At 70.6% G+C, this 26,047-nt stretch carries 25 protein-coding genes and 1 tRNA gene; 8 read left to right on the forward strand and 18 right to left on the reverse strand.

Annotation, left to right across the window (positions count from 1 at the left end; genetic code table 11):
- Positions 1-39 precede the first annotated feature (39 nt).
- Together U9R90_RS17880 and U9R90_RS17885 are read right to left on the reverse strand one after the other, a co-directional pair.
- Positions 40-900: a YcnI family protein gene (locus U9R90_RS17880; RefSeq protein WP_411057449.1), complete on the reverse strand. Its 861-nt coding sequence runs from the start codon at positions 898-900 to the stop codon at positions 40-42.
- Between the two features lie 164 nt (positions 901-1,064).
- Positions 1,065-1,880 carry a hypothetical protein gene (locus U9R90_RS17885; protein WP_411057450.1) on the reverse strand — a complete coding sequence of 272 codons (816 nt, stop codon included), beginning with the start codon at positions 1,878-1,880 and terminating at the stop codon, positions 1,065-1,067.
- Between the two features lie 212 nt (positions 1,881-2,092).
- Between U9R90_RS17885 and U9R90_RS17890 the strand changes: the two genes are divergently transcribed.
- Positions 2,093-2,539 (forward strand): ATP-binding protein, encoded by a 447-nt coding sequence (locus U9R90_RS17890; protein ID WP_411057451.1) that lies wholly within the window; start codon positions 2,093-2,095, stop codon positions 2,537-2,539.
- 20 nt (positions 2,540-2,559) lie between these two features.
- Here the strand turns inward: U9R90_RS17890 and U9R90_RS17895 are convergent, their stop codons facing one another.
- The 6 genes from U9R90_RS17895 to U9R90_RS17920 form a co-directional block, all read right to left on the reverse strand.
- The gene (locus U9R90_RS17895; protein ID WP_411057452.1) at positions 2,560-3,756 is read right to left on the reverse strand and encodes a competence/damage-inducible protein A; all 1,197 of its coding nucleotides are present in this window, start codon (positions 3,754-3,756) and stop codon (positions 2,560-2,562) included.
- Positions 3,757-3,761: 5 nt separating this feature from the next.
- Positions 3,762-4,463, reverse strand: coding sequence for a type 1 glutamine amidotransferase domain-containing protein (locus U9R90_RS17900; protein ID WP_411057453.1), 702 nt, complete (start codon positions 4,461-4,463; stop codon positions 3,762-3,764).
- Positions 4,464-4,566: 103 nt separating this feature from the next.
- Positions 4,567-5,274, reverse strand: coding sequence for a 3-oxoacyl-ACP reductase FabG (fabG, locus tag U9R90_RS17905; protein ID WP_411057454.1), 708 nt, complete (start codon positions 5,272-5,274; stop codon positions 4,567-4,569).
- Positions 5,275-5,389: 115 nt separating this feature from the next.
- Positions 5,390-6,487: an NADH:flavin oxidoreductase/NADH oxidase gene (locus tag U9R90_RS17910; RefSeq protein ID WP_411057455.1), complete on the reverse strand. Its 1,098-nt coding sequence runs from the start codon at positions 6,485-6,487 to the stop codon at positions 5,390-5,392.
- 76 nt (positions 6,488-6,563) lie between these two features.
- A complete protein-coding gene (gene galE, locus U9R90_RS17915) occupies positions 6,564-7,550 on the reverse strand; it encodes a UDP-glucose 4-epimerase GalE (protein WP_411057456.1) in 987 nt (328 codons plus the stop codon).
- A gap of 106 nt (positions 7,551-7,656) precedes the next feature.
- Positions 7,657-8,070 (reverse strand): methylglyoxal synthase, encoded by a 414-nt coding sequence (locus tag U9R90_RS17920; RefSeq protein WP_411057457.1) that lies wholly within the window; start codon positions 8,068-8,070, stop codon positions 7,657-7,659.
- Between the two features lie 338 nt (positions 8,071-8,408).
- Between U9R90_RS17920 and U9R90_RS17925 the strand changes: the two genes are divergently transcribed.
- Entirely contained in the window at positions 8,409-9,176 is a 768-nt protein-coding gene (locus U9R90_RS17925; protein ID WP_411057777.1) for a helix-turn-helix domain-containing protein, read from the forward strand.
- A gap of 43 nt (positions 9,177-9,219) precedes the next feature.
- Here U9R90_RS17925 and U9R90_RS17930 read toward each other — a convergent pair whose 3' ends face one another.
- The gene (locus U9R90_RS17930) at positions 9,220-9,852 is read right to left on the reverse strand and encodes a DedA family protein (protein ID WP_411057458.1); all 633 of its coding nucleotides are present in this window, start codon (positions 9,850-9,852) and stop codon (positions 9,220-9,222) included.
- Positions 9,853-10,145: 293 nt separating this feature from the next.
- Entirely contained in the window at positions 10,146-11,606 is a 1,461-nt protein-coding gene (locus U9R90_RS17935) for a PP2C family protein-serine/threonine phosphatase (RefSeq protein WP_411057459.1), read from the reverse strand.
- A gap of 563 nt (positions 11,607-12,169) precedes the next feature.
- On the opposite strand from U9R90_RS17935, the gene U9R90_RS17940 reads away from it, so the two are divergent.
- Both U9R90_RS17940 and U9R90_RS17945 read left to right on the forward strand, forming a co-directional pair.
- Positions 12,170-12,853 carry a bifunctional DNA primase/polymerase gene (locus tag U9R90_RS17940; RefSeq protein ID WP_411057460.1) on the forward strand — a complete coding sequence of 228 codons (684 nt, stop codon included), beginning with the start codon at positions 12,170-12,172 and terminating at the stop codon, positions 12,851-12,853.
- 154 nt (positions 12,854-13,007) lie between these two features.
- The gene (locus U9R90_RS17945) at positions 13,008-13,598 is read left to right on the forward strand and encodes a hypothetical protein (protein ID WP_411057461.1); all 591 of its coding nucleotides are present in this window, start codon (positions 13,008-13,010) and stop codon (positions 13,596-13,598) included.
- 316 nt (positions 13,599-13,914) lie between these two features.
- Here U9R90_RS17945 and U9R90_RS17950 read toward each other — a convergent pair whose 3' ends face one another.
- The 3 genes from U9R90_RS17950 to U9R90_RS17960 form a co-directional block, all read right to left on the reverse strand.
- Positions 13,915-14,898, reverse strand: coding sequence for a DUF5926 family protein (locus U9R90_RS17950; RefSeq protein WP_411057462.1), 984 nt, complete (start codon positions 14,896-14,898; stop codon positions 13,915-13,917).
- Between the two features lie 140 nt (positions 14,899-15,038).
- On the reverse strand, positions 15,039-15,650 hold the full coding sequence (locus tag U9R90_RS17955; RefSeq protein WP_411057463.1) for an ATP-binding protein: 612 nt from the start codon (positions 15,648-15,650) through the stop codon (positions 15,039-15,041).
- 150 nt (positions 15,651-15,800) lie between these two features.
- Positions 15,801-16,613, reverse strand: a complete 813-nt coding sequence (locus U9R90_RS17960; RefSeq protein WP_411057464.1) for a glycerophosphodiester phosphodiesterase — start codon at positions 16,611-16,613, stop codon at positions 15,801-15,803.
- 178 nt (positions 16,614-16,791) lie between these two features.
- Between U9R90_RS17960 and U9R90_RS17965 the strand changes: the two genes are divergently transcribed.
- The 4 genes from U9R90_RS17965 (at position 16,792) to U9R90_RS17980 (ending at position 20,594) form a co-directional block, all read left to right on the forward strand.
- Positions 16,792-18,246: a S1C family serine protease gene (locus U9R90_RS17965; protein ID WP_411057465.1), complete on the forward strand. Its 1,455-nt coding sequence runs from the start codon at positions 16,792-16,794 to the stop codon at positions 18,244-18,246.
- Between the two features lie 200 nt (positions 18,247-18,446).
- Positions 18,447-18,998: a SigE family RNA polymerase sigma factor gene (locus U9R90_RS17970; RefSeq protein WP_411057466.1), complete on the forward strand. Its 552-nt coding sequence runs from the start codon at positions 18,447-18,449 to the stop codon at positions 18,996-18,998.
- Positions 18,995-20,371, forward strand: coding sequence for a PQQ-binding-like beta-propeller repeat protein (locus U9R90_RS17975; protein ID WP_411057467.1), 1,377 nt, complete (start codon positions 18,995-18,997; stop codon positions 20,369-20,371). The genes U9R90_RS17970 and U9R90_RS17975 overlap by 4 nt, the downstream gene beginning before the upstream one ends.
- 138 nt (positions 20,372-20,509) lie before the next feature.
- A tRNA-Ser gene (locus U9R90_RS17980) sits at positions 20,510-20,594 on the forward strand.
- Positions 20,595-20,890: 296 nt separating this feature from the next.
- On the opposite strand, the gene U9R90_RS17985 is transcribed toward U9R90_RS17980, so the two are convergent.
- The 5 genes from U9R90_RS17985 to U9R90_RS18005 all read right to left on the reverse strand — a co-directional run bounded on the left by U9R90_RS17985 (position 20,891) and on the right by U9R90_RS18005 (position 25,949).
- Positions 20,891-22,306: a tyrosine-type recombinase/integrase gene (locus U9R90_RS17985; protein WP_411057468.1), complete on the reverse strand. Its 1,416-nt coding sequence runs from the start codon at positions 22,304-22,306 to the stop codon at positions 20,891-20,893.
- Positions 22,307-22,366: 60 nt separating this feature from the next.
- A complete protein-coding gene (locus U9R90_RS17990) occupies positions 22,367-22,555 on the reverse strand; it encodes a helix-turn-helix transcriptional regulator (RefSeq protein ID WP_411057469.1) in 189 nt (62 codons plus the stop codon).
- Between the two features lie 475 nt (positions 22,556-23,030).
- Positions 23,031-24,506, reverse strand: a complete 1,476-nt coding sequence (locus U9R90_RS17995; protein WP_411057470.1) for an ATP-binding protein — start codon at positions 24,504-24,506, stop codon at positions 23,031-23,033.
- 2 nt (positions 24,507-24,508) lie between these two features.
- Positions 24,509-25,390 carry a bifunctional DNA primase/polymerase gene (locus tag U9R90_RS18000; protein WP_411057471.1) on the reverse strand — a complete coding sequence of 294 codons (882 nt, stop codon included), beginning with the start codon at positions 25,388-25,390 and terminating at the stop codon, positions 24,509-24,511.
- Between the two features lie 82 nt (positions 25,391-25,472).
- Positions 25,473-25,949, reverse strand: a complete 477-nt coding sequence (locus tag U9R90_RS18005) for a hypothetical protein (protein WP_411057472.1) — start codon at positions 25,947-25,949, stop codon at positions 25,473-25,475.
- Positions 25,950-26,047: the final 98 nt, after the last annotated feature.

Below are 26,047 nucleotides of genomic sequence, written 5' to 3' on the forward strand. Positions count from 1 at the left end.
CGGGCGTGGGGGGGGCCCCGGGCGGGAGATCAGGGCGGGTCAGTTGGTGGTGCGCCGACGCCCGGCCAGCACACCGAAGGCGACACCGGCGGCACCGACGAGGATGCCCGCGATGCCCAGACCGCGGGCGAGGCCGTCACTGCTGTCGGCCGACGCGGTCTTCTCGGTGCTGTCCTTCGCACCGGACTCGGCATCGGACTCGGCACCGGACGTGGCGTCGTCCGCCCCGTCGTCGGCGCCCTTGTCGGACGCGGTGTCGGCGGCGGCGCCGTGCCCGTCACCGCCATCGGTGAGCTTGAGTACGGGAGCGGGCGAGTCGGGCTCTTCGCCGCCCTCCTTCGGCTCCTCGATCCAGCGCACGATCTCGTCGTTCGAATACGTCTGGAGCGCCTTGAACACCATCTGGTCGGCCTTCTCGGGCAGCTGTCCCATCGAGAGCGGGAACTGCTGGAAGGTGCCCGGCTGGATGCCCGAGCCCTTGCCCTTGCCGGTGGCGGTCCAGGTGACCTTGGAGACGACCTCGTCGATCTTCTTGCCGTGCATCTCCAGCGGCTTGTCCAGCTCGGACTTGGTGACCTTGGCGTCCCAGCCGGGCACCGGCTGCGGCATCACGGAGGCGAGCGGGTGGTCGGTCGGGAAGGAGACCTCGAGCTTCACGGTCGAGGCGTCGTCGCGCTCGTTGGGCACCTTGAAGTTGACGGTGGCGTACGAGCCCTTGTTGGCCTCGCCCTGCGGCTGGACGCTGACGTGCGCGAGGGCGGGTCCGGCCAGCAGGACGACGGCACCGGTGGCGGCGGCGCTGACGGCGGCGAGCCGCGAGACCGTCCGGGCGCGGGAGTTCGTCTTCGGAAGAGCCGGAGGAGTCGAAAGAGCCGGAGGAGTCGGAAGAGGAAGAGCCATGGCAGAAACACTCCACAGTGAGCGGTGGTGAGCGATGTCGGGGTGCGCGGCCTGCGGGGCACGCGCGAGCACGACGCGTCACCTGTCCGAACTGCGCGATAGCGCTCCACACGGCTACGTACTTCTACGTACCGCTACGGAGTTGTGTTCGGGGAAGTGCCGCGTCAGGCAGCGAGAACGAGCTCGGCGTGCGGCGGCCCGCGTCTGATCACCGTGTGCTGGAGTGCGGTCGTACGGAGCGACGGCGGTGCCACCAGCGCGGTGCGCGGCGTACGCGGACCCGGCGCGGGCGCTCCGGGAAGCCCGGCGGTCAGCGCCCGTACGAGGGACAGCGCGGCGCGCAGCGACCGTACGAGCGCCCCCTCGGCGACCCCGTACAACGGGAGCTCGGACAGCCGCAGCAGGGCCAGATCGCCCCGGCGCAGCAGCCAGCCGGCGGCCAGCGCCGCGAGCAGATGGCCGAGCAGCATGGGCAGATCGGGCAGCATCGCCGCGCAGTGGCGCAGCGACTCCAGGGCCGTGTCCCCACCCGTTGCCGGTGCGGCGTGCGGGTACGCGTGCGGTGCGCCGCCCGGTTCGAGTCTGGCGGCCACCAGGATCTGGTAGGCCTGGGTGGGGCTGAGCGCCGCAGTACCGGCTCCGCAGACCAGGCGCGCGGCGCGCTCCACCAGCGCGGCGTCCGCGGTGGCGACGTGTGCGGTGTGCTGCTGCCCGGCCCCGAAGAGCCCGTGCAGTCCGACCTGGCCGACCGCGAGTGCGGCGGCGATACCCGGCAGCGCGCGGTCCCGCCCCGCGAGCGGCGCCGCCACCGCGAACACGGCGGCGAAGCCCACGCCGAGCGTCCACAACGGGACGGTGGCGTTGGAGGCGAGTGTGTGTCCCCCCGCGGACAGCGCGACACAGACCGCGGCGAACACCGCGGCCCGCAGCAGCCGGAGTCCGAGTCCGGTACGCATGTCGCGCGCGTGGGGGGCAGGCATGACCGGCTCATCATCGCACTGGCCTTACCCCGTCCATACGGCAGGTCCGCAACGTCGGGAAGGTCGTGTTCCGCTCGCTTTTGACTCGCTACACCGACGCGTCTGGTTCGCGCGTCCGCCGTATGGGCGGTATCACGTTCGCCCGGGGCTTACACCCTGCCTCTTGGGGCAATACGTATCGGTATGTCGAGCCACGGCCGGGAGGCTGCAGCATGAGCATCTGGTGGTCACTCCACTTGCGGTGCGAGGCCGCGAGCGTCCCGCTGGCCCGCCGCCTGCTGCTCGGCACGATGGAGACCGCGGGCGTCGATCCCGACATCTCCTACGACCTCTCCCTTGCCCTCAGCGAGGCCTGCGCGAACGCGGTGGAGCACGGCGGCGGACGGGGCGCTCCCGACGGGGCGGCCGACGCGTACCGCGTGACCGCCTATCTCGACGACCACAGGTGCCGTATCGAGGTCACCGACTCGGGCCCCGGCTTCCCCGGCGTCGAAGTTCCCCGTTCGGACGCGGCGGACGAGCACGGCCGGGGCCTGTTCCTGATCGAGGAGCTCGCCGACCACGTCTCCTTCGGCAACGATCCGGGGCGGGGCGGGGCGGTGGTCAGCTTCGACAAGATCCTCAAGTGGACGGAGAGCGCACCGCTCGCCGCGGTGTGAGCGCAGAGGGCGGCGAGGCCCTACTCCTCCGTGCCGGATTCGGCGTCGAGTGCGCGGAGTACGGACCAGGCCACGAACTCGGTGGCGCCGTCGAGCACCTCCGGGCCGAGGTTGGGCTCGTCGAGCGTGTAGGTGTGTGTGGCCTCGCCGACCGTCACCCGGCAGCGCATGGCGACGAAGCCGCGGTGGTCCGTCGGCGAACCGGTGTGCCAGGTGCCGGTCGCCACGACCGCGATCCCGACGCGGCCGACGCGGGCGACGCGGCCGTCGGCTTTCGGGGCGAGCCCGTCCAGCCACTGCTGGAAGCGCCCGTGCGTGAGCCCGTCCTCGATCGTCAGGCCGGTCCCGGTCCCGGTCCCGGTCCCGGTGCCGGGACCGGTGCTGGTGATGGTGTCGGCCAGGTGGTCCCGCGCGCTCCTGCCGTCGCGGCTGACCACATGGCCGGCCAAGGCGTCGTCGATGAGGGCCGCGAGCGCGCCCGTCTCCCGTTCGGTGGCGTGCAGGGTGACGTCGACGTACGGATAGCGCCAGCAGTAGCCCGCCGTCGCGCGGGCCCCGGGCGCGGCGCTCAGGGCCGCGTCGATACGGGCGGCGACCTCGGGCTCGGGCAGACCCATGCTGCGCCACCGCAGGCCGGTCGCGGTGGCGGGCGTCGCGCCGAGGCCGTCCAGCGCCGCGGTGAGCATCGGCAGACACTCCTTGGGCGGCCCCGGGAGCAGGACGACATGACGGCCGCCGACGGTCACCCGGGCGCCCCAGGCGGTGCCGTTGGCGTTGGGCAGCAGCACGCTGCCCGAGGGGAACTGGGCCTGTCGGCGGTTGTCGGGATGGACCTCGATCCGCAGCCCCTCCAGGCGGCGGCACACCGCGTCCCATGCCTCCTGGCGCTCCTCGATGCCGAGTCCGAGCGCTTGGGCGACCGCGAACCGCGTGACGTCGTCCGACGTCGGGCCCAGGCCGCCGATCACGATGACGAGCCACGCCTGGCCGAGTCCGTGGGCGACGGCGTCGCTGATGGCCTTCTCGTCGTCGGCGACCGTGTACCGGGAGTGGGTGGAGATGCCGTACGCGGTGAGCGTGCGGCTGGCCTCGGTGCCGTTGGTGTCGGTGATCTCGCCACGGAGCAGTTCGTCGCCGACGGTGATCACACAGGCGTTACGGGGAGCGGGCGTCAGCGGCTCGGGGAGCAGTGGTTCGGGCCTCAGGAGCTCGGACATGGGGTTCACCTTTCGAGAGGGCGGGCTTGGGCGCGCAGTGCGGCCGTGACCAGCTGAGCGACCTTCGTGGCCGATGCCGGGTTCTGACCGGTCACCAGCCGCTCGTCCAGCACGGCGTGTTCCTGGAAGTCCGGCGCGGTGGAGAGGAGGGCGCCAAGCCCGGCGAGTGTGCTTTCCAACGGGAACGGCACCACTTCGTCGAGGCCGATGGACGCCTCTTCGGCGTCGGTGAAGCACGCCACCCGTCTGCCCGCCACGAGGTGGCTTCCGTCGCCGAGGGTCACGTTGACCAGGGCCGCCGAGCCGTGGCACACCGCGGCGACGATGCCGCCGCTTTCGTAGACGCCACGGGTCAGGGCGGCCAGGGCCTCGTCGTACGGGAAGTCCCACATCGTGCCGTGACCACCGGCGAAGTACACGGCCGCGTACTCATCGGGCCGTACGTCGCGCGGCGCGAGGGTGGCGCGCAGCCGCTCGGCGGTTCCGGGATCCCCGAGGAACCCGGCCACGACCGGGTCGGCGAGGTTGACGCCCTCCTCCCGCGGGGCGTCGCCGCCACGGACCGACAGGAAGTCCATGCCGTAGCCGGCGTCCCGGAAGACGGCGGCGGCGTGGGCCAGGTCGGACACGTAATAGCCGGTGGGCCGACCGGTGTTGCCCAGGCGACCGTGGCTGGTGAGCACGAAGAGGATGGTGGGCGAGTACATACGGGGGGCGTTCCTGGGGTGGGGTCGGTGACGCCCGCACCGGGCCGGGCAGGGCAGGCCCGGCCCAGTGCGGTGCGGTGCGGTTCGGGCAGGGCAGGGATGCTCAGATGCCCGCGCTCAGCCCGCCGTCGATGGTCAGCACCGAGCCGTTGACGGTCGCGGCGGCTTCGCTCGCGAGATACACGACCGTCCTCGCGATCTCGTCCGGCTCGGTGGCGCGGCCGCTCGGGGTACGGGCGAGGATCGCGGCCTGGCGCTCATCGGACAGCACGGCCGTCATGTCCGAGGTGACAAGGCCGGGGGCGACGACATTCGCGGTGATGCCGCGCGGGCCCAGCTCCCGGGCGATGGACCGGGCAAGGCCCACCAGACCGGCCTTGGACGCGGCGTAGTTCGCCTGCCCCGCGCCGCCGGTGGCGCCGACGACGGAGGAGATGAAGACGAGGCGTCCGCGGCGGGCGCGCAGCATCTGCCGTGAGGCGCGGCGGGCCACGCGGAAGGCTCCGCCGAGGTTGGTGTCGATGACGGATGCGAACGCCTCGTCGCTCATCAGCGGCAGCAGCGTGTCCTGGGTGATCCCGGCGTTGGCGACCAGGACCTCCACCGGTCCGTGCGCGGCCTCGGCGGCGGTGAAGGCGGCGTCGACCTGGTCGGTGCTGGTCACATCGCACGGCAGGCAGAGCAGACCGGCGTCGGGCGGCGGGCTGCTGCGGTAGGTGATGGCCACCTTGTCGCCCTCCGCGGCGAAGGCGCGGGCGATGGCAAGTCCGATGCCCCGGTTGCCCCCGGTGATCAGGACGGAACGACTCACTGCTGGATCCTTGTCGGTTGTCAGGTGAAAGACAGGCTCTGAGGGATCGCCGGACCGCCGGACCGGGGGCCGACGAGACGGCCGGCCCCCGGGATCGTGCGGGCCTGCGACTCCGTCAGACGGCGTAGCCGTACGAGTCGGGCCAGCGGGCCGTGTCGCCGAGCCGGCGCGCGGCGCGGTGCGGCCAGTGCGGGTCGCGCAGCAGCTCGCGGCCCAGCAGGACGGCGTCGGCCTGTCCTGAGGTGAGGATCTCCTCGGCCTGGTCGGCCTCGGTGATCAGGCCGACGGCGCCGACGGGCATGTCGGTCTGGGCCCGGACGGCCGCCGCGTAGGGGACCTGGTAGCCGGGGCCCGTGGTGATCTTGGCGTCGTGGGCGATGCCACCGGACGAGACGTCGAGCAGGTCGACGCCGTGGGCCAGCAGCTCCTTGGCCAGCCGCACCGTGTCGTCGCCGGTCCAGCCCTGGCGGTTGTCGTCCGGGTTCTCCGCCGCCAGCCAGTCGGTGGCCGACGTGCGGAAGAAGACGGGCAGTTCGTCCGGCCACACCGCGCGGACCGCGTCGACGACCTCCAGGGCGAAGCGCGCCCGGCGCTCGAAGCTGCCGCCGTAGGCGTCGGTGCGGTGGTTGCTGTGCGGCGAGAGGAAGGAATTGATCAGGAAGCCGTGTGCGCCGTGCACCTCGGCGACCTTGAAACCCGCGTCCAGGGCCCGCTGGGCGGCCTCGGCGAAGTTGCCGACCAGGCGCTGGATCTCGTCGACGGACAGCTCGTGCGGGGTGGGGAAGTCGCCGAACGGAACCGCGCTGGGCGCCACCGTGCCCCAGCCGCCCTGCTCCGGGGAGACGGGCCCGCCGCCCAGCCACGGTGCGGCGGCCGAGCCCTTGCGGCCGGAGTGCGCGAGCTGGATGGCCGGCACCACACCGTGGTCCTCAAGGAAGCGGGTCACCCGGGTCAGCGCCCGCTGCTGCGTCTCGTTCCACAGGCCCAGGCAGCCGGGGGTGATGCGCCCCTCCGGCGCCACGGCGGTGGCCTCAAGAAGGATCAGACCGGCGCCGCCGGCCGCGCGCGAGAACAGGTGGCCCAGATGCCAGTCGTTGACCACACCGGCCTGCGGGCCGGTCGGCTCTGCCTGGTACTGGCACATCGGCGCCATCCAGGCGCGGTTGGGGATGGTCAGCTCGCGCAGCTTCAGCGGGGAGAACAGCGTGCTCATGAAAGTCCTGTCTTATCGGTTCTTGGAGCCGGTTCGGAAACCGGCTCCTACGGTGTGCGGGGCAGGAGCCGGTGGCTCACAGCGGTCGCCGGGCGCCGGGATGGCGCCGGCACCAGCCCTCCCAGGCGGAGGCGACCATGTCGACGACGCTGTGGCGGGCACTCCAGCCGAGCTCCCGCTGGATCGGCGAGGCGTCGGCGACGACCCTGGCCGGGTCGCCCGGCCGTCGCTCCACGACGACCGGGGCGGTGTCGTAGCCGGTGACGCGCAGGATGACGGAGATCAGCTCACGCACCGAAAGGCCCTCGCCACGGCCCACGTTGAAGGTGCGGGCGACGTCGTCGTGCTCGCGCAGGAAGCGGGTGGCCGCCAGGTGCGCGGAGGCGATGTCGGCGACGTGGATGTAGTCGCGTACGCAGGTGCCGTCCGGGGTCGCGTAGTCGTCGCCGAACACGCGGGGAGCCTCCCCGGCGGTCAGCCGCTCGAAGACCATCGGCACCAGGTTGAGGACCCGCTCGTCGGCCAGGTTCGGCGCGGCGGCCCCGGCGACGTTGAAGTACCGCAGGTTGATGAAGTCCACCTGCCCCGCCCGGTGCGCGGCCTGCGCCAGCCACTCCCCGATCAACTTGGTCTGGCCGTAAGGGCTCAGCGGCTCGCAGGCGGTGTCCTCGGTGACCAGGTCCACGTCCGGCATGCCGTAGACGGAGGCGCTGGAGGAGTACACCAGCTTCCGTACGTTCGCGTTCTCCATGGCGGCGAGCAGGCTGCGGAACCCCTCGACGTTCTGGCGGTAGTGCAGCAACGGGAGCTCCACCGACTCGCCGACCTGCGTGCGTGCCACCAGGTTGACCACCCCCTCCACGGGGTGCTCGCGGAAGACCCGGGCGAGGAACTCGCCGTCCAGGACGCTGCCCACGACCAGGGGCACGTCGTCGGGTACGGCCTTCCTCGACCCCGTCGACAGATCGTCCACGACGACGACCCGCTCGCCGGCGTCCCGCATCGCCTTGACCACGTGGCCGCCGATGAATCCGGCGCCACCGGCTATCAGCCAGTACGACATCGTGTCGTCCCTCCAGATTGTTTCCGTGTGTGTCCGGCGCGTCCCGGGTCTCCGGCACGTCCCGCGTGTCCGGTACGTCACTGTTGTTCCGTACGGACTGCTCGTGTCACGCGGCGTCGGCCTCGACCGGCGCCGGAGCGGCGGTCCGCAGGCAGGCATCGGCGAGCAGCACGTCGGCGGACGCGGGGTTCGAAGCGAGGGGCACGTCGTGGACGACCGCGAGCCGGTGAAGTGCCCGCACATCGCTTTCGTGGGGCTGCGTCCCCAGCGGATCGGTGAAGAACACCAGCAGGGCGATGCGCTTTTCGACGATCTTTGCGCCGATCTGCTGGTCGCCGCCCATCGGCCCGCTCGCCACCAGCTCCGCCCGCAGGCCGAGCCGACGGGCCAGCAGCTCGCCGGTGGTGCGGGTGGCGAGCAGCCGGCAGCCGCGCAGTGCCTCCTGGTGCCGGGCCGCCCAGTCCAGCAGCTCCGCCTTCTTCGCGTCATGAGCCACCAAGGCCACCATCTGTCCGCTCATGAAGTCCCCGTTCCCCCGTATTCCAATAAGTTGCAGCTTGAATAACCTGCGGATTGGCGCCGCCGTGGCCACAGCATGCCGGAAACCGTCCGTGACTTGCAGTGTCGGTACTGCAAGTCACGGACAGTTTCCGAGGGAGCGTCGAACCCTCCGCCTCAGTGATCAACTCTGTTACAATCGCAGGATGACCGTGGGGCTAGCACTTTCCTTAGGTCTGTGAAACGGGGGCTATAATTTTCAACACAATTCAAAGCCATGCCTATGCATCGCACAGTGATTCAGGTGACTCCTTCCGTGCGGGCGCGGAAGGAGTCGCCGAGGGGGAATCCGTCGGCCGACTGCTCCGCGCCTGGCGCGGGCGGGTGGTACGGCGAAATGTCGGACTCTATGCGGTCCGCAATTCCACAACCGGCCTTTCGCAGGCCGAAGTGGCGCGGCTGGTCGGGGTGAGCGAAGGCTGGTACCGCTCGCTGGAGCGCGGTACGCGGCGGGACTTCTCCGACTCCTTTCTGCTCCGCGTCACCGAAGCCCTGCAGCTCAGCGAGGCGGAGGAGCTCACCCTGTTCCTCGGCGCGACCGGCCGCCAACCGCCGGCGGACCCCGCCCGGCAGCTGGCGGACATCGCCCCTGAGGTCCTGCGACTCCTGGAGCACCAGGCACCGAACCCCGCCTACATTTCCGATGGCGCGTGGAACATCGTGGCCACGAACTCCGCAATGGCCACATGGTTCCCCTGGTCTGCTGCCCCGCGAGCAAATATTCTGCGTTGGGCGCTCCTGGCGCCCGAGGCCCGGACCCAGCTGGTGGACTGGGAAAAGAATGCGCGGGCCTTTCTGGCGATGCTGCGGCTTGCGAACAATCGTGACCCGGGGAATTCTCCGGTACGGTCACTGACCCGCGATATTCTCGCCACGGACGCCGACTGCCGACGAATATGGGCCGAGGATCACGATGTCATCGAGCATCTGTCCGGCCATCGCTTCGGGCTGCGCCTACCCGTTCACGGCGATGCCGAAATCACCGTCGTGAGCCGCGTTCTCCGTCCGATGGAGTGCCCGGAATCCCGTTTCGTCGTCATCACTCGGGACGGTTTCGCCGCGCACTGATCCGCCAAGGGGCCGAGTGCGTACTGAATTGTTCTTTGTTCTGTCACGGGTCTGGTACAAACGTGCAGTCGACGAGCTCCCGTCGGCCGTCCTTGGGCCACCGTGCCCGCGAGCGGCGTACGTACCCGACCGCGACCGAGATCAGCGTGGCCGCGCCGAACGACGCGAGCAGCCCGTACACCGGCCGTTCGGTGAAGGCCGCGCCGCCCAGCGCGCCCAGCGCGACCGCGAGCACCGCCGAGACCGAGGTACCGATCGCGTCCAGCGCCGCGAACCGGCGCAGCGGGAATCCGGTACCACCCGTGGCGAGCGCCGACACCGCGCGCCCCGCGGGCACGAAGCGCCCGGCCACGATCAGCGTCGCCGCGTGCCGCTCGACCAGGCCGCGGGCACGCTCCAGGCGCTCGCGGCCCCGCTCACCCGGCAGCAACCGGGCGGCCAGCCGGGGCCCGGTGCGCCGCCCGAGCAGATGGCCGCCCACGTCACCCGTGAGCGCGCCCAGCGCCGCGAGCACCGTGAGCAGGCCGAGCCGATCGGCGTCGGGTCCGATGAGTACGGCCGCGGTCACCACCGCCGTCTCGCTGGGCATAAAGGGGAACACGGCGTCCAGCCCCGCCAGGACGAAGATCACCGGCCAGAACCACGGAGAGTCCACCAGCACCTGAATCAGCGTCACCAACTGATCTAGCCAGCCGGACATGGCGCCTCGCTCGAGTGCGGCTCAAGGGCAGGGGACCCGGCCCCCAATCCGGCCACGGACCCCGCCCCGNAGCTCTCGGCTTCTCCCCCACTCTCGGTTCCGCTCGAGCGGGAGGTGCCCCCCTGAGCAGGGGAGACCCCATTCATGACCTGTACCGCCACACGCCGAGGCCACGCACCGCCGGGACATCAGCCGCTTCGCGGCGGGCGCTGCGCCCGCGCTCCGCGCGAACGACGGGGGTTCAGAGACAGGCTCTTGCAAGTGACGTATCAGTCAAACCGGGCGGCGAGCAGGACGACGTCCTCTCTGCTGTCGACCGCGTCGAGGCCGTCCGGCAGCACCGTGCGCAGGACGTGGTCGGCGATCGAACCGGGGTCGTCCCTGATCGACTTGGGCACGCTCGCGGCCGCCGCGTGCAGCCGCGCGAAGGCCCGGTCCATGGCGTCGCCGGTACGGTGCAGCAGCCCGTCCGTATACAGCAGCACCGTTTCTCCAGGCTCTGGCGAGAACTCCACGCTGGGAGCCTCCCAGCAGGCGAGCATCCCCAGCGGCGCCGAGAGCGAGGTCTCCACGAACTCGGTGCGCCGCTCGCCGATCACCAGCGGCGGCGCGTGGCCCGCACCGGCCAGCACGATCTTGCGCAGCGCGGGTTCGCAGTACGCGAAGAGCGCGGTGGCACTGCGCGCGGGCTCGGTCAGCCGCAGCAGCAGCTCCAGATCGGACAGTACGGCGACGGGGTCCTCGCCCTCCATCACGGCGTACGCCCGCAGGGACGCCCGCAGCCGTCCCATCGCGGCGACCGCGCTGGGGCCCGCGCCGGTCACCGAGCCGACCGCGAGGCCCAGGGCGCCCTCCGGCAGCGGCAGCGCGTCGTACCAGTCGCCGCCGCCGCGCGGCCCGGTGCGGTGCCGGGCGGCGAGCTGCACCCCGGCGACCCGGGGCAGACGGCTGGGCAGCAGCTCCTCGGTGATGGTGGCGACCTTGCAGCGGGCCCGCTCCAGTTCGGTCAGCCGGGCCAGGTGCTCGGTGGCGTACCGCACATAGAGGCCGATGAGATGGCGCTGGCGCTCGCCGGGCTCGGCGGGTTCGTCGTACAGCCAGACCGCGGCGCCGAGCCGCCCCGCCGCCGATGTGGCCAGCGGTACGGCGTAGCTCGCGGCGTAGCCGAGGCGGGCGGCGACCTCGCGGTGGCGCGGGTCGAGGCCGTCCTCGGAGAGCAGGTCGGGGCTGGCGATCTCGCTGTCGGCGTCCGGCAGGCCGTCCAGGATGCGGCCGTAGGAGGTGACGCTGCGCGGGACCGTCTCGATGTGCCCGAGGTCGGCGTGCGCGAGACCCAGGCCGATCGTGGTGTCCGGGCCCTGTCCGTCGGCGGGTTCCAGGACGATCAGGCCGCGGCGGGCGCCGACCAGGGCGGCCCCGGCGCGCACGATTTCCCTGAGCGCGTCGTCCCGGTCCGCGGTACGGGCGACCCGCTCGGTCAGTTCGTGCAGGGTGGTGAGATCGGAGACCCAGCCGGCGAGCCGGTCCTGAAGGATCGCGACCGCGGGAGCCACCGGGGCGGCTGGGACGGGTGGGGCGGCGGTTTCCGATGCCGGCGCCACAGTGTGTGCGGGGGGTGGAACCGTTGAATCGATTCCAGCCACTTTCGGAAGGTGCGGGGCGTTCATGATGACCGGCTTTCCGACCGGTGCGTATTGCTCGTACTGCCCAAAAGCATCGCAAACCCCCATGTCTTCTGCGCCGCTGGCAATGGCTCCACATCTACACGGACTGGAGAGGGGATGTCCAGCATTGTCCTGCGGGGATTCCTGGTGTCAAGGGGTGTGAAAGATGCGTGAGTGGGCACTGGGCAAGAAACTGAATCTGGCGGAAAATGGCCCACGGTAACTACGCGTTGCGGTCGACTGGCACCGTTCGACAGCGCGTCACGGCGGCCGTGTTGGGTACGTACTGGTTGAAGGCCAGGGGCAGTTGACGCTGGCCCTGAACCAGAAGGCGAACCCGAACGTCTTAGAAGACGACGGCCGTGCTCCAGCCGCCACGGCGGGATTTCGCAAGCGGGACGGCAAGCGCCAGCCGCGCGCCACCCACCGCCATGCTGCAAGAGGTACCAAGCCAAGCTCGTACCGCCCAAGCTCGTACCGCAAGCTCGTCCCATAGAGGCTCCGGCTCCAGTTCCGGCTCCGCGCGCCTCAAGGGTGGGAGTGTGATCCGCTGACTTGTACGCACAGTGAACTGATGCACACAGGGTGTGTTGTGGCCCTCGGCGTTCAACGGAAAGGAACGAGCGCTCATGCGCGAGATCCCCGGAAGGCGACGCAGGCTCCTGTCGAAGCGAGGCAGCGGGAGGCCTGATCTGATCGGCGCGGCCCTGACCTTCGCAACCGCGTGGCAGTGGCCCGTACTCCCCGGCGTGGGTCAGCTCCCCGGCACGGGTCGGCGGCGAACCGGTTCCCCCGGCTGCGCCTGCCCGGACGCCGAGTGCGCGATCCCCGGTGGCCACCCCTTCGACCCCGGGCTGCTGGCCGCGACCACCGACGCGCGCATGGTGCGCTGGTGGTGGACCAACCGCCCCACCGCGCCGATCGTCCTGGCGACCGGCGGGCCGGGCCCGTGCGCGATCAGCCTCCCCGCCGTCGCGGCGGCCGGTGCGCTGGCCGAACTGCGCCGCGCCGGCGTCCGGCTCGGCCCGGTCGTCGCGACCCCCGACCGCTGGTTCCTGCTGGTGGCCCCGTACTCCATGGAGCAGCTCGGCGAGCTGCTGTACGCCAAGGACTGGGTGCCCAGCTCACTGCGCTTCCACAGCGAGGGCGGCTATGTGGTGCTGCCGCCGTCCGAGATCGGGCAGGGGCAGGTCCGCTGGGAGCTCGCACCGCTGCCCGGGTCCGCCACGCCCTGGCTGCCCGATGTGGAGGCCGTGGTGGACGTTCTGGTCGAGACGCTCACTCATACGGGTGTGAGCGCGCCCGAGTTCTAGGGGCTGTGGGCGCGCGCCGCGCCCTGGCCCCGTCATCCACCGATATCTTCGGGCTCACCTTCGACATCTTCGACACCTTCGTCGTATTCGTCGTATTCGTCGTCTTTGTCGGTCTCCGACGGTTGAGCAGGTGGGTCCCTTGGAGCGAGTTCGCATGGCGGCACTGACGGCCGTCGTGGCGCTCGCCGTCCTGCTCCCGCTGGCCGGGGCGTTCGCGGGGCAGCCGGCGGACGACGCGCCCGAGGTGGTGCGCGCCGATGACCCCCGGGGTGCCGATGCCTCCAGGGGCGTCGATGACCCCAAGGGTGCTGATGCCCTCAGGGGAGCTGATGGCCTCAGGGGCGCTGATGACCGTGCGCGTCCCAGGGAGGCCGACGCCCCTGGGAGCGCCGAACGGTGCGGACCCGAGCTCATCTCGCCCGATGGGATCGAGGCGCAGACCTGCGTCCTGTTCCAGGGCGAGCAGGCCTGGGCGCGTACGTACTACCGCAATGCGACGGGTGGCGAGCTGCGCGCCGTGCTGGCCCTGATGGGGCCCGGCGGACGCACTGTGCAGATGCACTGTGCGGTGGCGGCCGGAGACGAGCCGGGGGCCTGTGACACGCCCCGGGAAAGGGCCGCGGGGAAGCGGTCCGCTTATACGGCGATGGCGGAGTTCGCGGCGCCGGAACGGGCTGCTTCCGAATCCGGGGCGGAACTCGGTCACCCGGAGCTTCTGCTCCGGGTGGGGAGCAACCCCGCCTGAGGGACCGGGCGTTGAGGATCAGGAAAGATCTCAAAGGATCAAGAAAAAACAAGGGCCCGGTCGCTGGCGACGGGGGATGCACCAGCGACCGGGCTATCTGAACGGTAACAAGAGATCGGCAGTTCGCAAATTCGATCTCGGCTATTCGGACACGGATTTACCTGCGGACGCGGGGAGTTGTGACCGGAGTCATACGTCCCACTGTGTCTGTCCTGTTCCTCCTGCCGGTCTTGCCGGTCCTGCCGGGCCTGTCCGGCTTCTCGCAGGAGGCTCACAACAGGTCCGTCCTCGCGGACGGACCTGTCCCAGGAGGGTGTCAGCTGAGAGTCACCTGGCGGTTGGTGAGTCCGCCACGGGCCCGCCGCTCGTCGGCGGTGAGCGGGGCCTCGCTGGTGAGGGCCACCGCGAGGCGCTCGGCGAAGGCCACGGCGGGCTGCTCGACGTCCGCGGCGCGTACCTCGCTCGGCAGGTCCCAGACGGGGACCATCAGCCCGTGCGCCCGGAAGGAGCCGACCAGCCGGGTGCCCTCGCCGAGGCTCGACTCGCCCGCCGCGTGCAGTCGGGCCAGCGCGTCGAGGAGCTGCTCCTCGGGGTGCGGCATAACCCAGCGCAAATGGTTCTTCTCCGGGGTCTCGCACCAGTACGCGGCGTCGACACCGGACAGCTTGACGGTCGGGATGGCGGCGGCGTTCGCCCGCTCCAAAGAGGCCGAAACCTCAGGGGTGCTGTTCTCCGAGTCGGGCACCCAGAACTCGAAACCGTCATGGACGACCGGCTCGAAAACGCCCTTCGGGTCGAGCAGATCCTGCAGCCGCGGCCCGTCGGCCGGGGCGCGGCGGGCCGCGACCGGGTTGCCGGGCTCGGCCTCCAGCGCGCGCCGCAGCGTGTCGGCCAGGTCGCGGCTGAGGTCGCCGGACGCGGTGTCGTTCTGCAAACCGATCAGCACCGAGCCGTCGTCGCGGCGCAGGGCGGGCCAGGCCATCGGCAGCACCGTGGCGAGGGTGACCGAGGGGACGCCGTCGGGCAGCTTGTCCTTCAGCGGGAGCTCCACCGTGGCGGCCGGCACCAGCTCGCGCAGCGCGACCCAGTCGCACTCGCCCGCCAGGCCCTCGAAGGGGCGGTGCACCAGCTCGGTCACGGCGTGCGCCGCGGCGCGCCCGTGGCAGGCCTTGTACCGGCGGCCGGAGCCGCAGGGGCAGGGTTCACGGGCGCCGACGACCGGGATCTCGCCGCTGTTGATCTGCGGCGCGCTCTGCGGCTTGCCCTTGCTGCCCTTGGTCTGGGGGCGCTTCTTGGCCATGGTGGCTGTCTCCCGGTTTCCGCTCACTGCGTACGGGCGCGAGCCTATCCGCTCGTACACGGTGAACAGGCATTGCCGGGGGCGGTGCGAGCGCGGCACCGGGGCGCGGGCGGGCCGCAGTTCGCGACTCCCGCCGGCTCTCAGCTCAGATCGTCGAAGGGGTCGGCGAACTCCAGCTCGGCGGCGGCGATGGCCGAGGGGCTCGCGACGCGCGTAGCGAAATCGTCATGCCGGTGCCCGTTCGCGATGACCACCCAGACGGTGACTTCGCCGGGGGCGTCGTCGCGTACACCCCAGTCCTCGGCCAGCGCGGAGATGATGTTGAGCCCACGGCCGCCGCGCGCGGTGACCGAGGGCGTGGCCGGAACCGGACGGGTGGGTCCACCGCCGTCCGTCACTTCCACGGTCAGCCGGCCCGCCGCGTCGACCCGCCAGGCGGCTCGCACATCGCCTTCCCCGGTCGCCGAGCCGTTGCTCCCGTTGCTCAGCGGCCTGCCGTGTCGACAGGCGTTGCTGAGCAGTTCGGAAAGGATGAGAACGGCATCGTCAATGACCGAATCCGACACCCCGGTGACACGCAACTGATCACGCATCCGGTGTCTTGCCTGCCCGACGCCCGCAGGGCCATGGAGTACGGCCATGCTCGAAGACGCGGGCACCTCCTGTGCCACCACCAACGCCACCCCCGAGACCTCCTTCGCCCCACGCCACGGTGTGAATGCCCCATTGGACTGGGCCGGAAACCGCCCCATACATGCCTGGTGACGCACTCGTAACGATCGAACACGCACCGAACGCGCCGGGGCACTCTGCGTGAGTGACGGGAGGTTGAGGTGTGGCGGCGGTCACAGGGTAGTGGCGGTCGCGGGGGTGGTGGCGGTCACAGGGGTAGGTGTCGCCCCCTACCGGCCGAGCTGGTGCAGAACCTCGCGTGGGCGGTTGGTGATGATCGCGTCGATGCCGAGCCGGGCGCAGAGCTCCACGTCCGCGGGATCGTTGACGGTCCACACATGGACCTGGTTGCCGGCGCGCTGGAGCTTCTCGATGTAGGCGGGGTGGCTGCGTACGATCCGCATGCCGGGACCCGCGATACCGACCCCTTCGGGAAGTCGGCCGTCGCGCAGCCGCGGAGTGACGAACTGCATCAGATAGACGGTGGGGATGGTCGGGGCCGCGGCTCGGACCCGCTGCAGCGACCGCGCCGAGAAGCTCATGATCCGTACGGGCGACTCGGCGGCGGTCTCCGGGGCGTCCAGACCGAAGCGCTTGAGCAGGTGCAGCAGCCGTTCCTCGACCTGTCCCGCCCAGCGGGTGGGGTGCTTGGTCTCGATGGCCAGCTCGACCCGGCGGCCGGCGTCGGCGACGAGTTCGAGCAGCCGCTCCAGGGTGAGAACGGAGGTGTCCTCCCACTCCGGGCCGTCCTCGCGGTTCTTCCAGGAGCCGAAGTCCAGGGCGGCGAGATCGGCGAGCTCCAGGGCCGAGACGGCGCCGCGGCCGTTCGACGTACGGTTGACGCGACGGTCGTGCACGCAGACCAGATGGCCGTCAGCCGTCAGCCGTACATCGCATTCAAGGGCGTCGGCGCCGTCCTCGATCGCCTTCTTGTACGCGGCGAGTGTGTGCTCGGGCGCGTCCTCGGACGCGCCTCGGTGGGCGACGACTTGGGGCAGGTGCGGACCCGGGCCCGCGGCCGGGGTCTGTGGAGCGGAAGTCACGGCGTCATGGTGTCACCCTTGGGGGGTGTGCGGTGGTGCGGGGCGTAGCCCAGGCGGCGGACGCACAGGTGCCGCTTATGGTGCTCTGACGCCCGGTGGGAAAAGCTGATGGCAAACACGCACGCACTGACTGTGACCCGCTGACCGCTAACCGGCGTCGTGGACCGAGGAGAGAGCTGTGAGCCCCGAGAACGAGGACAAGGACAACGCGGTACCGCCCGCCCCGTCCACACCTCCCGTGCCTCCCGCGGCCGCTCCCGACGCGACCCCGGCGGCGCCCGAGGTGCCGCCGGTGGCGCCTGAGGGGGCAGCCCCTGCCGACGCGGGACCCGCGGCCGAGGTGCCGGGGGCAGCCGAGGTGCCGGGGGCGGCCGAGGTGCCCAACGCGGCCGGCGTCGGAGCGGGCGCGACCTGGCCCCCCGCCCCGCCGACCGTCCCCACCTACTCCAGCGGCGGAGGCGGCGGCCACGAGTGGGGCGCCTCCTACCAGCCGCCCCAGCCATCCGGCCCCGCCAAGGCCAAGGGCGGCCTGGTCGCCGCGGTGCTGGCCGCCGCCCTGCTCGCGGGCGGCGTCGGTGGCGGCATCGGCTACTGGGCGGCCGAGCGCAACGACAGCGACACCGGTACGTCCACGACCGTCTCCGCCTCGCAGACCCCGGCCGACCTCAAGCGCGAGGAGGGCTCGGTCGCGGACATCGCGGCGAAGGCGCTGCCGAGCGTCGTCACCATCGACGCGGAGGGCGGCCGTGGCGAGGGCGGCACGGGCACCGGCTTCGTGTACGACAAGGAAGGCCACATCCTCACCAACAACCACGTGGTGGCATCGGCGGCCGACAGCGGCAAGGTCTCCGCGACGTTCTCCGACGGCAAGAAGTACGACGCCGAGGTGATCGGCCGCGCCCAGGGCTACGACGTCGCCGTACTGAAACTGAAGAACGCCAAGGGCCTGACCCCGCTCCCGCTCGGCGACTCCGACAAGGTGGCCGTCGGCGACTCGTCCATCGCGATCGGCGCCCCCTTCGGGCTCTCCAACACCGTCACCACCGGCATCGTCAGCGCCAAGAACCGCCCGGTGTCCTCCAGCGACGGCACGGGCACCAGCAAGAGCTCCTACATGAGCGCCCTGCAGACCGACGCCTCCATCAACCCGGGCAACTCCGGCGGCCCGCTCCTGGACGCCCGCGGCGCGGTGATCGGCGTCAACTCCGCCATCCAGTCCACCAGCGGCGGCGGCCTCGGCACCGGCCAGGCGGGCTCGATCGGCCTGGGCTTCGCGATCCCGATCAACCAGGCGAAGAACGTCGCCGAACAGCTGATCAAGACCGGCAAGGCCGTCTACCCGATGATCGGCGCCTCGGTCTCCACCGAGGAGAACACCCGCGACGGCGCCCGCATCCCCGAACGGGGAGTGGACAACAGCGACCCGGTCCTCAACGGCGGCCCCGCGGACAAGGCAGGCCTGGAGCCCGGCGACCTGATCACCAAACTGGGCGACCGCCCCATCGACAGCGGCCCCACCCTGATCAGCGAGATCTGGACCTACCAGCCCGGCGACAAGGTCGACCTCACCTACGAGCGCGACGGCAAGGAGCGCACGGTCGAACTGATCCTGGACAGCAAGGACGAGAGCTGACCCGGTGGGCTGTTTCGCTTCCTGAGCTTTGGCCAGCTCTCATATGGCCTGGTGAGGCGGGGTGTCGGACTGATTCCGGCACCCCGCCTCTTTTCGTGCTCACGGTGCTGCTCTGGTAGGAACACACGAACTCGCAGGCAGAGGCATAGATGCGGCGGGTCCATCACGTCGTGATGGGGGCTAGAGAAGGGGAGGGTCCTATGGAGGCCTCTAGACACGATGAGTTCGGCGAGTTCGTGGCGATGCGGTCCACCGCGCTGCTGCAGCTCGCCATGCTCCTCACCGGCGGCGACCGTCATGCCGCGGAGGACCTGCTGCAGATCGCGCTGATGAAGGTCTACGGCCGCTGGGGGCGCATCGAGCAGCCCGAGGCGTATATCCGCCAGGTCATGTACCGCCAGCAGGTCAACCGATGGCGGCTGCGCCGGCACCGGGCCGAGACGACCGTGTCCGTACTGCCCGAGTCCGGCGGGACCGCCGACACCGCGGAGGACTCCGCACTGCGGATCGCCCTCTGGGCCGCGCTCGGCCGGCTCACCAAGCGGCAGCGGACCGTGGTCGTGCTGCGCTACTTCGAGGATCTGTCGGAGACCGAGGTGGCGGCGCTGCTCGGCTGCGCGGTCGGCACGGTGCGCAGCACGGCCCACCGGTCGCTCGCCAGGCTGCGGAAGCTCGTCCCGGAGCTGGGTCCCGAGGAGTCCCGGGAGCAGGCACGGTCGCTCAGCTATGCACCGAAGGAGGTCCAGGGATGACCACGGAGCTCGTGGAGGAGAAGGTCCGGGAGACGCTGCGCGCGGTCCGCCTGGACGGGGTGCGGGCGCCCGATGATCTGGCCGAGCGGGTGGTCAGACGGCGCGGCCGGCGCCGGTTCCAGCAGTCCGCCGGGGCCGCGCTGGCTGTAGCGGCGATGGCCTTCGGGGCGGTGTTCGGCCTCGGGGGCGGCGGGGACGAGTCGGAGCGTCCGGTGCCGCCGGCCGCGGTGCCGGATGGCTGGCAGCCGTGGAAGCTGGACAGCGTGGACACCGCGGGGAACGGGTGCTTGCCGGACGGCGACGCGCTGTACTGCAAGGGATATAAGTACGACGCGGTGAAGTTCGACGCCAGGACCGGCGAGCAACTGTGGACGCTCAAGGTCAAGGGTGAAGGCGGCAGCAGTGTCGGCCGCCCGCTCGCCGCGCGCGACGGTGTGCTCTACATCTACCGGAACCACACCGCGGAGAAGGAAGAGAACGGCGACTACCGCGCGGGCACCGATCTGGTGGCGGTGGACGCCGACACCGGCCGTGAGCTGTGGGACTTCGAGATGTACGACGACGCCCGCAGCGACGAGCGCGCCATGCTGATCGACGGCGCGGTTCTGGTGAACACCCCGAGCCGCGTGTGGGCAGCCCTGGACCCGCGGACCGGTGCGGAGAAGTGGAGCCACACCTGGGAGAAGGGCCTCTGGTGCCAGGGGACCGTGCTCAGCGGCACGCCGTATCAGCTGTGCACGGTGGAGCGCGACGACAAGGACGACACGGACGTCTTCCGGCTCGACGCCGCCACGGGCGAAGCCCAGAAGGTGACGACCCTCCCCGGCAAGCAGGCGCTGATGGGGACCTCGCGGGACAGCATCGTCGTGGGCGCGAGGAAGGGCGCACCCGAACCGGACAGCGACGACCCGTGGGAGATGTCGCTCACCACCATCACCAGCTCCGGGAAGCAGACCGCACATTCCCTGCACCTCCCAGGGCCCATGAGGGCCGTAGAGGTCGTCGCTGATCAGTTGATCGCCGTATCCCAGAAGGGCGTTGCCTCCGCCACGTCGCTGACCACAGGCAAGACACTGTGGAGCGCCCCGACGGGGGTCGAATGGCCCAAGCCCGGAGGCGACTACGTCCCAACGGTCGGATACAACCTGGTGGCGGCCAGCCAGGACGTCGTGTACTTCTTCAGCCCGACCGGAGACCTGTCCGGCCTCGACGCACGCACCGGCGAGCAGCTCTGGCGCGTCCACGTCGACACCAAATGGCCGCAGGTGGGCCCAGGGTACGGGTCGATGCCGCAGCTCTTCCTCTACGGGGACGCGCTGATCGCCCGGGACGGCGGCAGGGCCTTCTCGCTGCTGCCGAAGCTCGGCGACTGAGCCGGGGGAGGGGGCGCCGACGCAGCCGGCGCCCCGCCCCGGATTCCGGAGCTCACGGACCGGCGACGGACCAAGGCCCACGGAGCCGGACCGGCCCGGTAGGCTGTAGCCCGCTCTGCCGCAGGTCGGCGGGGCGCTGGTGGGTTGCCCGAGCGGCCTAAGGGAACGGTCTTGAAAACCGTCGTGGCGCGAGTCACCGTGGGTTCAAATCCCACACCCACCGCGGCAGGTCCGCTAAGGGCCAGGTCAGAAGGGGTGCCGCTGTGATCGCGGCACCCCTGACCTGTTTAACTGTCTCGCGGTTTCCCGCCTGTGCCCGGTCGTTGACNTCTTGAAAACCGTCGTGGCGCGAGTCACCGTGGGTTCAAATCCCACACCCACCGCGGCAGGTCCGCTAAGGGCCAGGTCAGAAGGGGTGCCCCTCAGCGAGGGGCACCCCTTCTCTGCTCACCCTGTCTCACCCCGGCTCGCCGGTATCCCAGTTCTGACCAGTGCGTATGGGCCATCTGTGGGCCAGGATCAGGGCTTGTCCCCCTCGTCGAGCGCGCGAGAGATCAGGTCGTTGGAGTGCTCCTGACCGCCCTTGAGGATCTTCGCGTAGAAGCGGTACAGCACGGCGATGCTGTGGCCAGCGCGAGCGGCGACCTCCGCCGGGTCCACTCCCGACTTGATCCAGAGGGAAACGCCCGCGTGGCGCAGGGAGTACGGCACGGCCGCAAGGTCGGACTCGACCTCTCGCGGAGACAGCACTGACTTCCGCGCACGCTCCCAGATGTCGCAGTACTCGGTGGATGGGGCCCGTCCACCCCGAGCGGCCCGGAACAGCCGACCGTCATCGGCCGTGCCGTAGCGCGCGATGTGCTCCCGGAGCAGGTGCACGAGGACGGGCGGGATGGGCACTGTCCGCGTCGCACCGCGCTTTCGCCGCTTGAGTCCGCGTGTCTCGTACGACGTCCCGTCATCCGTCCACCCGCCGCCCACCTCCGGGCGACTCTCCCCAAGCAGCAGCTCGCCCCAATCCTTCACGGTCTCGGGTGAGTTGGGAGGCAAAGTGCAGTCCGATTCCTTGAGCGCGACGATCTCGCCGGGTCGCATAGCCGCGTAGTAGAGGCACCCGAAGAACGCGTGCAGATGCTCACCGCGTCTACCGGAGTCACGGACAGCTCCGAGCAAGGATCGAGCCAGGGCCGGGTCCGGGACGTACCGGAAATCAATCTCGTCATCGCTCTCGGGAGCCGTCCAGTCCACACGCGGAAGGGGGTTGGCCGTGAGTAGCCCCTTCTCTTCGACGGTGTAGCGCAGAACGTTGCTCAGCACCATGCGCTTGCGCCTGGCCGTGTTCTCAGCAGCCTTGCCCCCGTCCAGACGGAGCGACAGAGCCTCCAACGCGGGCCGCAGTAGCGCGGGGTCCTCCAGGTCCTTGACCTTGATGGAGCGCGAGGCGATCCACTCCAGAGCGGCGCGGACATCTTCCGGCGGTGTCTCCACCGTGTGGCGCTGTACCCAAGCCCCCTCGGGGGAGCGGACCGCTCGGAAAGCCCACTGGTACAGAGCAGCGCGCAGAATCGCGGGGCGTGGCGCTCCCCTCTTGCTGGTGACGAGCGTGGGGGTGACAACGGCGAGTGACTCCGCGATGCTCGCGCGGTGCTTGGCGGCGGCACGCGGCCACTTCATGAGGACGTAACCCGTGACGTGGTCGTACCAGGAAGGGGAAGTGCGCGACGCCAACTCGCTCGCGGGGAGCCCTGTCTCCTCGTCGAATTGTTGACGGTCGCGCAGCGCGGTCATCAACTCCGCCCGGCGACCGTCAGCTTGCGGCTTGAGCTTGAAACTGCGCGAGTGTGGCCGCTCGCCCACCCGCCAACGCAGCTCCCACGGCTTCGGGCGGCCCGCGCGCTTGCGGATGGACCAAATATCGACGTCGTACGTGAGCATGTCTCTCCAGACAGAACGAGGGGCCCGCGCTGAGCGCGGGCCCCGGTGAAGCGGACTGATCTACGCGGTGTTCTCTTCGCAGCGCGCCCACCAGGCGTCCAGGTCAGCGCGGTTAACGCGAAGTTGACCGTTCGGGAGCTTGTGGAGGCGGGGGGCTTGGCCGCGGGCACGCATCCGGTAGAAGGCGGCGCGACTCATGTCGATCTCTTCGAGGACTTCGGCGAGTTTGAGCTTCTTGGGGCGTGCCACGGTCGACTCCTTCGAGGCTTCGGTCAGCACGGGCTCTTGGCCCGCTTGGGGGCTCGTTCCTGTCCGAGGTGCGGGTTTCTGCGTCATTGCGTCATCGGCGTCACTTGTGGTTCTGACCTGGGGTTTTCTGTGACGCGGTGGTGAGGGCGTGCGTCATCGGCTCGTCATGGGGTGCGTCATCGGGTGACGCGGATGACGCGGGATGACGCAGCGCGCGGTGTCTGCGTCATGGCTGTAGAGGCAGGTCAGGGGCTGTTTTCTGGCCCGCGTGACGCAGATGACGCAGCGTCTTTCCTCTTAGGACAAGAGAGGGGGTGGTGTCTGTTGTCGTGCGCGCGTTACGTCGGGAAGAAGGAGCCGCTTCGCGGCGCGTCCTTGGGGCGGCGCGTTGCGCCGAACTGCAAGAGGAGCACGCGCGGCCGCTGGGCTGGGCCCGGGTGCTCTTCTTGCTTGTCCGGGCGAACGCGGTCGCGGGTCAGAGCAGCCGGGTCTGCTCGTTCGGGGGCGGGGCGGCCAGGCGGGTCATTTCGAGGTAGCGGCCCGCGCTTGTGCGACCGGAGTCGATGAGGACGCCACGGGCGGCCAGGGTCGGTTGGAGGCGCTTGAGCCGGTCGGAGAGGACTTTGCCCGTGGTCGGCCACCCCTTGGGCAGGGGCCGTAGCCCGTCGTCGCTGTAGAGGGTGCTGAGCAGGTGCAGCCACTCGGTGGACGTCATCCGCTGGTCCGCGCCCGGGGCGATCGTGTCGGCATGGCGCAGAACGGTCTGGGCGAGCAGATCGCCTTCGATCACGTCGTCGTTGAGGTCGTCCAGGCTGGCCCGGTACGCCGCGAGTGCCCCCAGGCCGGTCGCCGCGTCCAACTGCGCGCACAGGTGCGCGAAGTCCGCCATCCGCAGGTCGGTGGGGGTCTCTGCCTCGGCCGCGCGGACCTTCACCGTGAGGTCCAGGAGCGAGCCGAGCACGACGGGCAGGATCTCGGCGTACTCCGCCCACAGTTCTGCCTCGGTGCGCCGGACCTTGGGGCGCTCCAGCCGCAGCGGCAGGAGGCGTTCGGCGAGGTCGGGCCGGATCACGCCGACGTCGATGCCGGTCATGAGCAGAGGGCGCCGGTAGCCGACACGGAACACGTCCCCGTCGGTGAACAGAGCGCGCTTGACGTTCTCGGCACCGGTCACGATGCAGCACATTGCATCGGACAGCTCCGGGGTCATGTGGGACAGGTTGTCCAGCGCGGTGACCCACCCGGCCGCCACCGCCGCGATCAGGTTCTCCTCGTCCTTCGGCGCCCGGCGCAGGTCGCCGCTCATGCCCTCAACGATCCTGATGAGCATGCGGCCCCCGGAGGACTTGCCCGCGCCCTGCGGCCCGGTGAGGAACGGCGCGGGGACAGGCACGGACGGACCGAGGCAGCCGATGAGCCAGGCGATGGCCAGGCACTCGGTCTCGGCGGTGGCGAAGTTGCAGAGCCTGAGCAGGAGGTCGATGCCCTTGCCGTTGGTGTCCTTGGCGGGCAGGGGCAGTTCCCCGGTGAGCTGGGTGCGCCGCCAGCACACCTCCCGCGGGTCGGGGGCGGTGATGTCCCAGCCGGTGGGGTGGATGCGGACGGACTGCCCGTCGTCGCGGCCCAGGTCCAGCCAGGTCGCCCCGTCAAAGCCTGGCGCGACGCGGATATGGACGGGCTGCACGTCTTCGCTCAGCGCGAGCGCTTCGATCAGGTCCAACGCCTCCTTGAGCGCGGTCCCGTTGAACACGCCACACCCGTCCCTGAACAGGCCGACCATGAGTTCCTGGCGATGGCTGCCCGAAGTGCCCTGGGAACGGATCGGCCGGGCCACGGGGTGGCTCTTCCGCTGCGCGTACACGGTGCCGTCGGGGGTGCGGAAGTACCGGAAGTGCTGCTGTGCGTAGTCGGTGATGACCTCGCGGGCCGGGGTCTTGTCGTCGTCAGCCATGTTCAGAGTCCCAACCTGGTGCGGGCGTTGGTCCACGCGTCGGTGCAGTGCCGCAGGGTTTCGCCCTTGGCCTGCGCGGCGGTGAACAGCCGCGCAATGTGGGCCTCGGTGAGGCAGCCGCACCGGCCGTGTGTGGACAGCACGGCCAAGAAGGTGCGGTAGACGGTGCTGTGCACGCCGCTGGTGGCCTGGGTGATGCGCTGCTCCGCCATGGCGATGCCACGGTCCAGATAGGCCGGGGTGCGGTGGCGGCACTCGGCATCTCTGGCCGGTCCGGGCATGGTGATGGCCTGCGGTGCGGTCTGAACCGTTTCGGGCTTACTCACGGCAAGCTCACGCACGGCGTCCGGCAGGGTGGTCATGGTGCCGGTGCCGGGCCCGAGCCAGCGGGCGTAGGCCATCGTGGACTTGATGTCTACGCCGGGGCGGACCGCGTTGGCGGACTGCATCGCACCGAGGTAGAGCCAGTGCTCCCCGCGGGTGGTGGGCACGGTCTGGGTGGCGGGCAGGTTCTCGCGGGCCCATGTGATCGCGTCGGTGTTGTCCAGGTCCACGACCGTCAGCCCCGCCCCGCCGGGGTGGTAGGCGACCGCGCTCGCGCGCATCCATGCGCGCCGCCAAAGCTCGGAGCTGATGGCGTCCGGGTCGGTGGTTGCGGCGGCCCATCCGTGGCAGGGGCCGGGGCAGGTGCAGGGGCCAGGGTTCTTCATGTTGGGTCGGCCGCCGCAGGCGTTGTCCGCGCAGTGGCGGCAGTTGCCGAACGGGATCTTTCCCGCCCGCAGCGGCATGACCGGGATCTGAGAGGCTGCGAGTTCGAGCGCGGTGTGCAGGTGCAGCAGTAACGGCCGGTGGCCATCTCGTCGGATGTCGGTGGGTTGCGTCATGCTGAAGACCTCCACAGGTCGGTAGGTGGCTGGTGGACAAGGGCGGCCCCGGACTTTGGCGAGACGGGGGCCGCCCTTGGCGTTACGGCTGGTTGTTGGTCTTGGCCCACACACCGGTCGTGCGGGTGTTGACGGTGCGCCGGTCCTGGTACACGGGGCCCTGGTAGTGGTGGTGGATGTCCGGGGCGGGCTTCGCGCGTTTGGCGAGCTGGGCGAGGGCGAGCACGAGGGCGGTGGGGGCGCCGAACACGAGGCCGCAGACGATCGGGTCGGCGAACTGCGACACGTACATGAGCACGGCGGCCGTGCCGCCGACCATGACGGTGGTGGTGCCGCCAGCGAGCATGAGCACGCTGGCGTCGGTGGCGCCCTGGCTCATCGGGGGCCGTCCGGGCTGAGCGACGGCCGGTGCGTCGCCGTGGGCGGGCACGGGGGTGTCGTCGCGGTAGGCGGTGGGCCGGTAGGCGTCGGCGATGATCCGGCGAGCCTCAACGTCAGCCTGAACCTCGCTGAGCCCGGTACCCACGGGGGCCGTTTGCGGGGTGGTGTCGGGGTGCATGTGGAATCCCATCTCAAAGCGTTCAGGGAGGCAGAGACACCCCCTTCCGGGGGCGCTGTAGAGGGGGTTTCGGGGGCCTGACCTGCGGCGCCTCCCTG

Origin of the sequence: Streptomyces sp. E11-3 (assembly GCF_046540415.1) — a bacterium.
Taxonomy (GTDB): domain Bacteria; phylum Actinomycetota; class Actinomycetes; order Streptomycetales; family Streptomycetaceae; genus Streptomyces.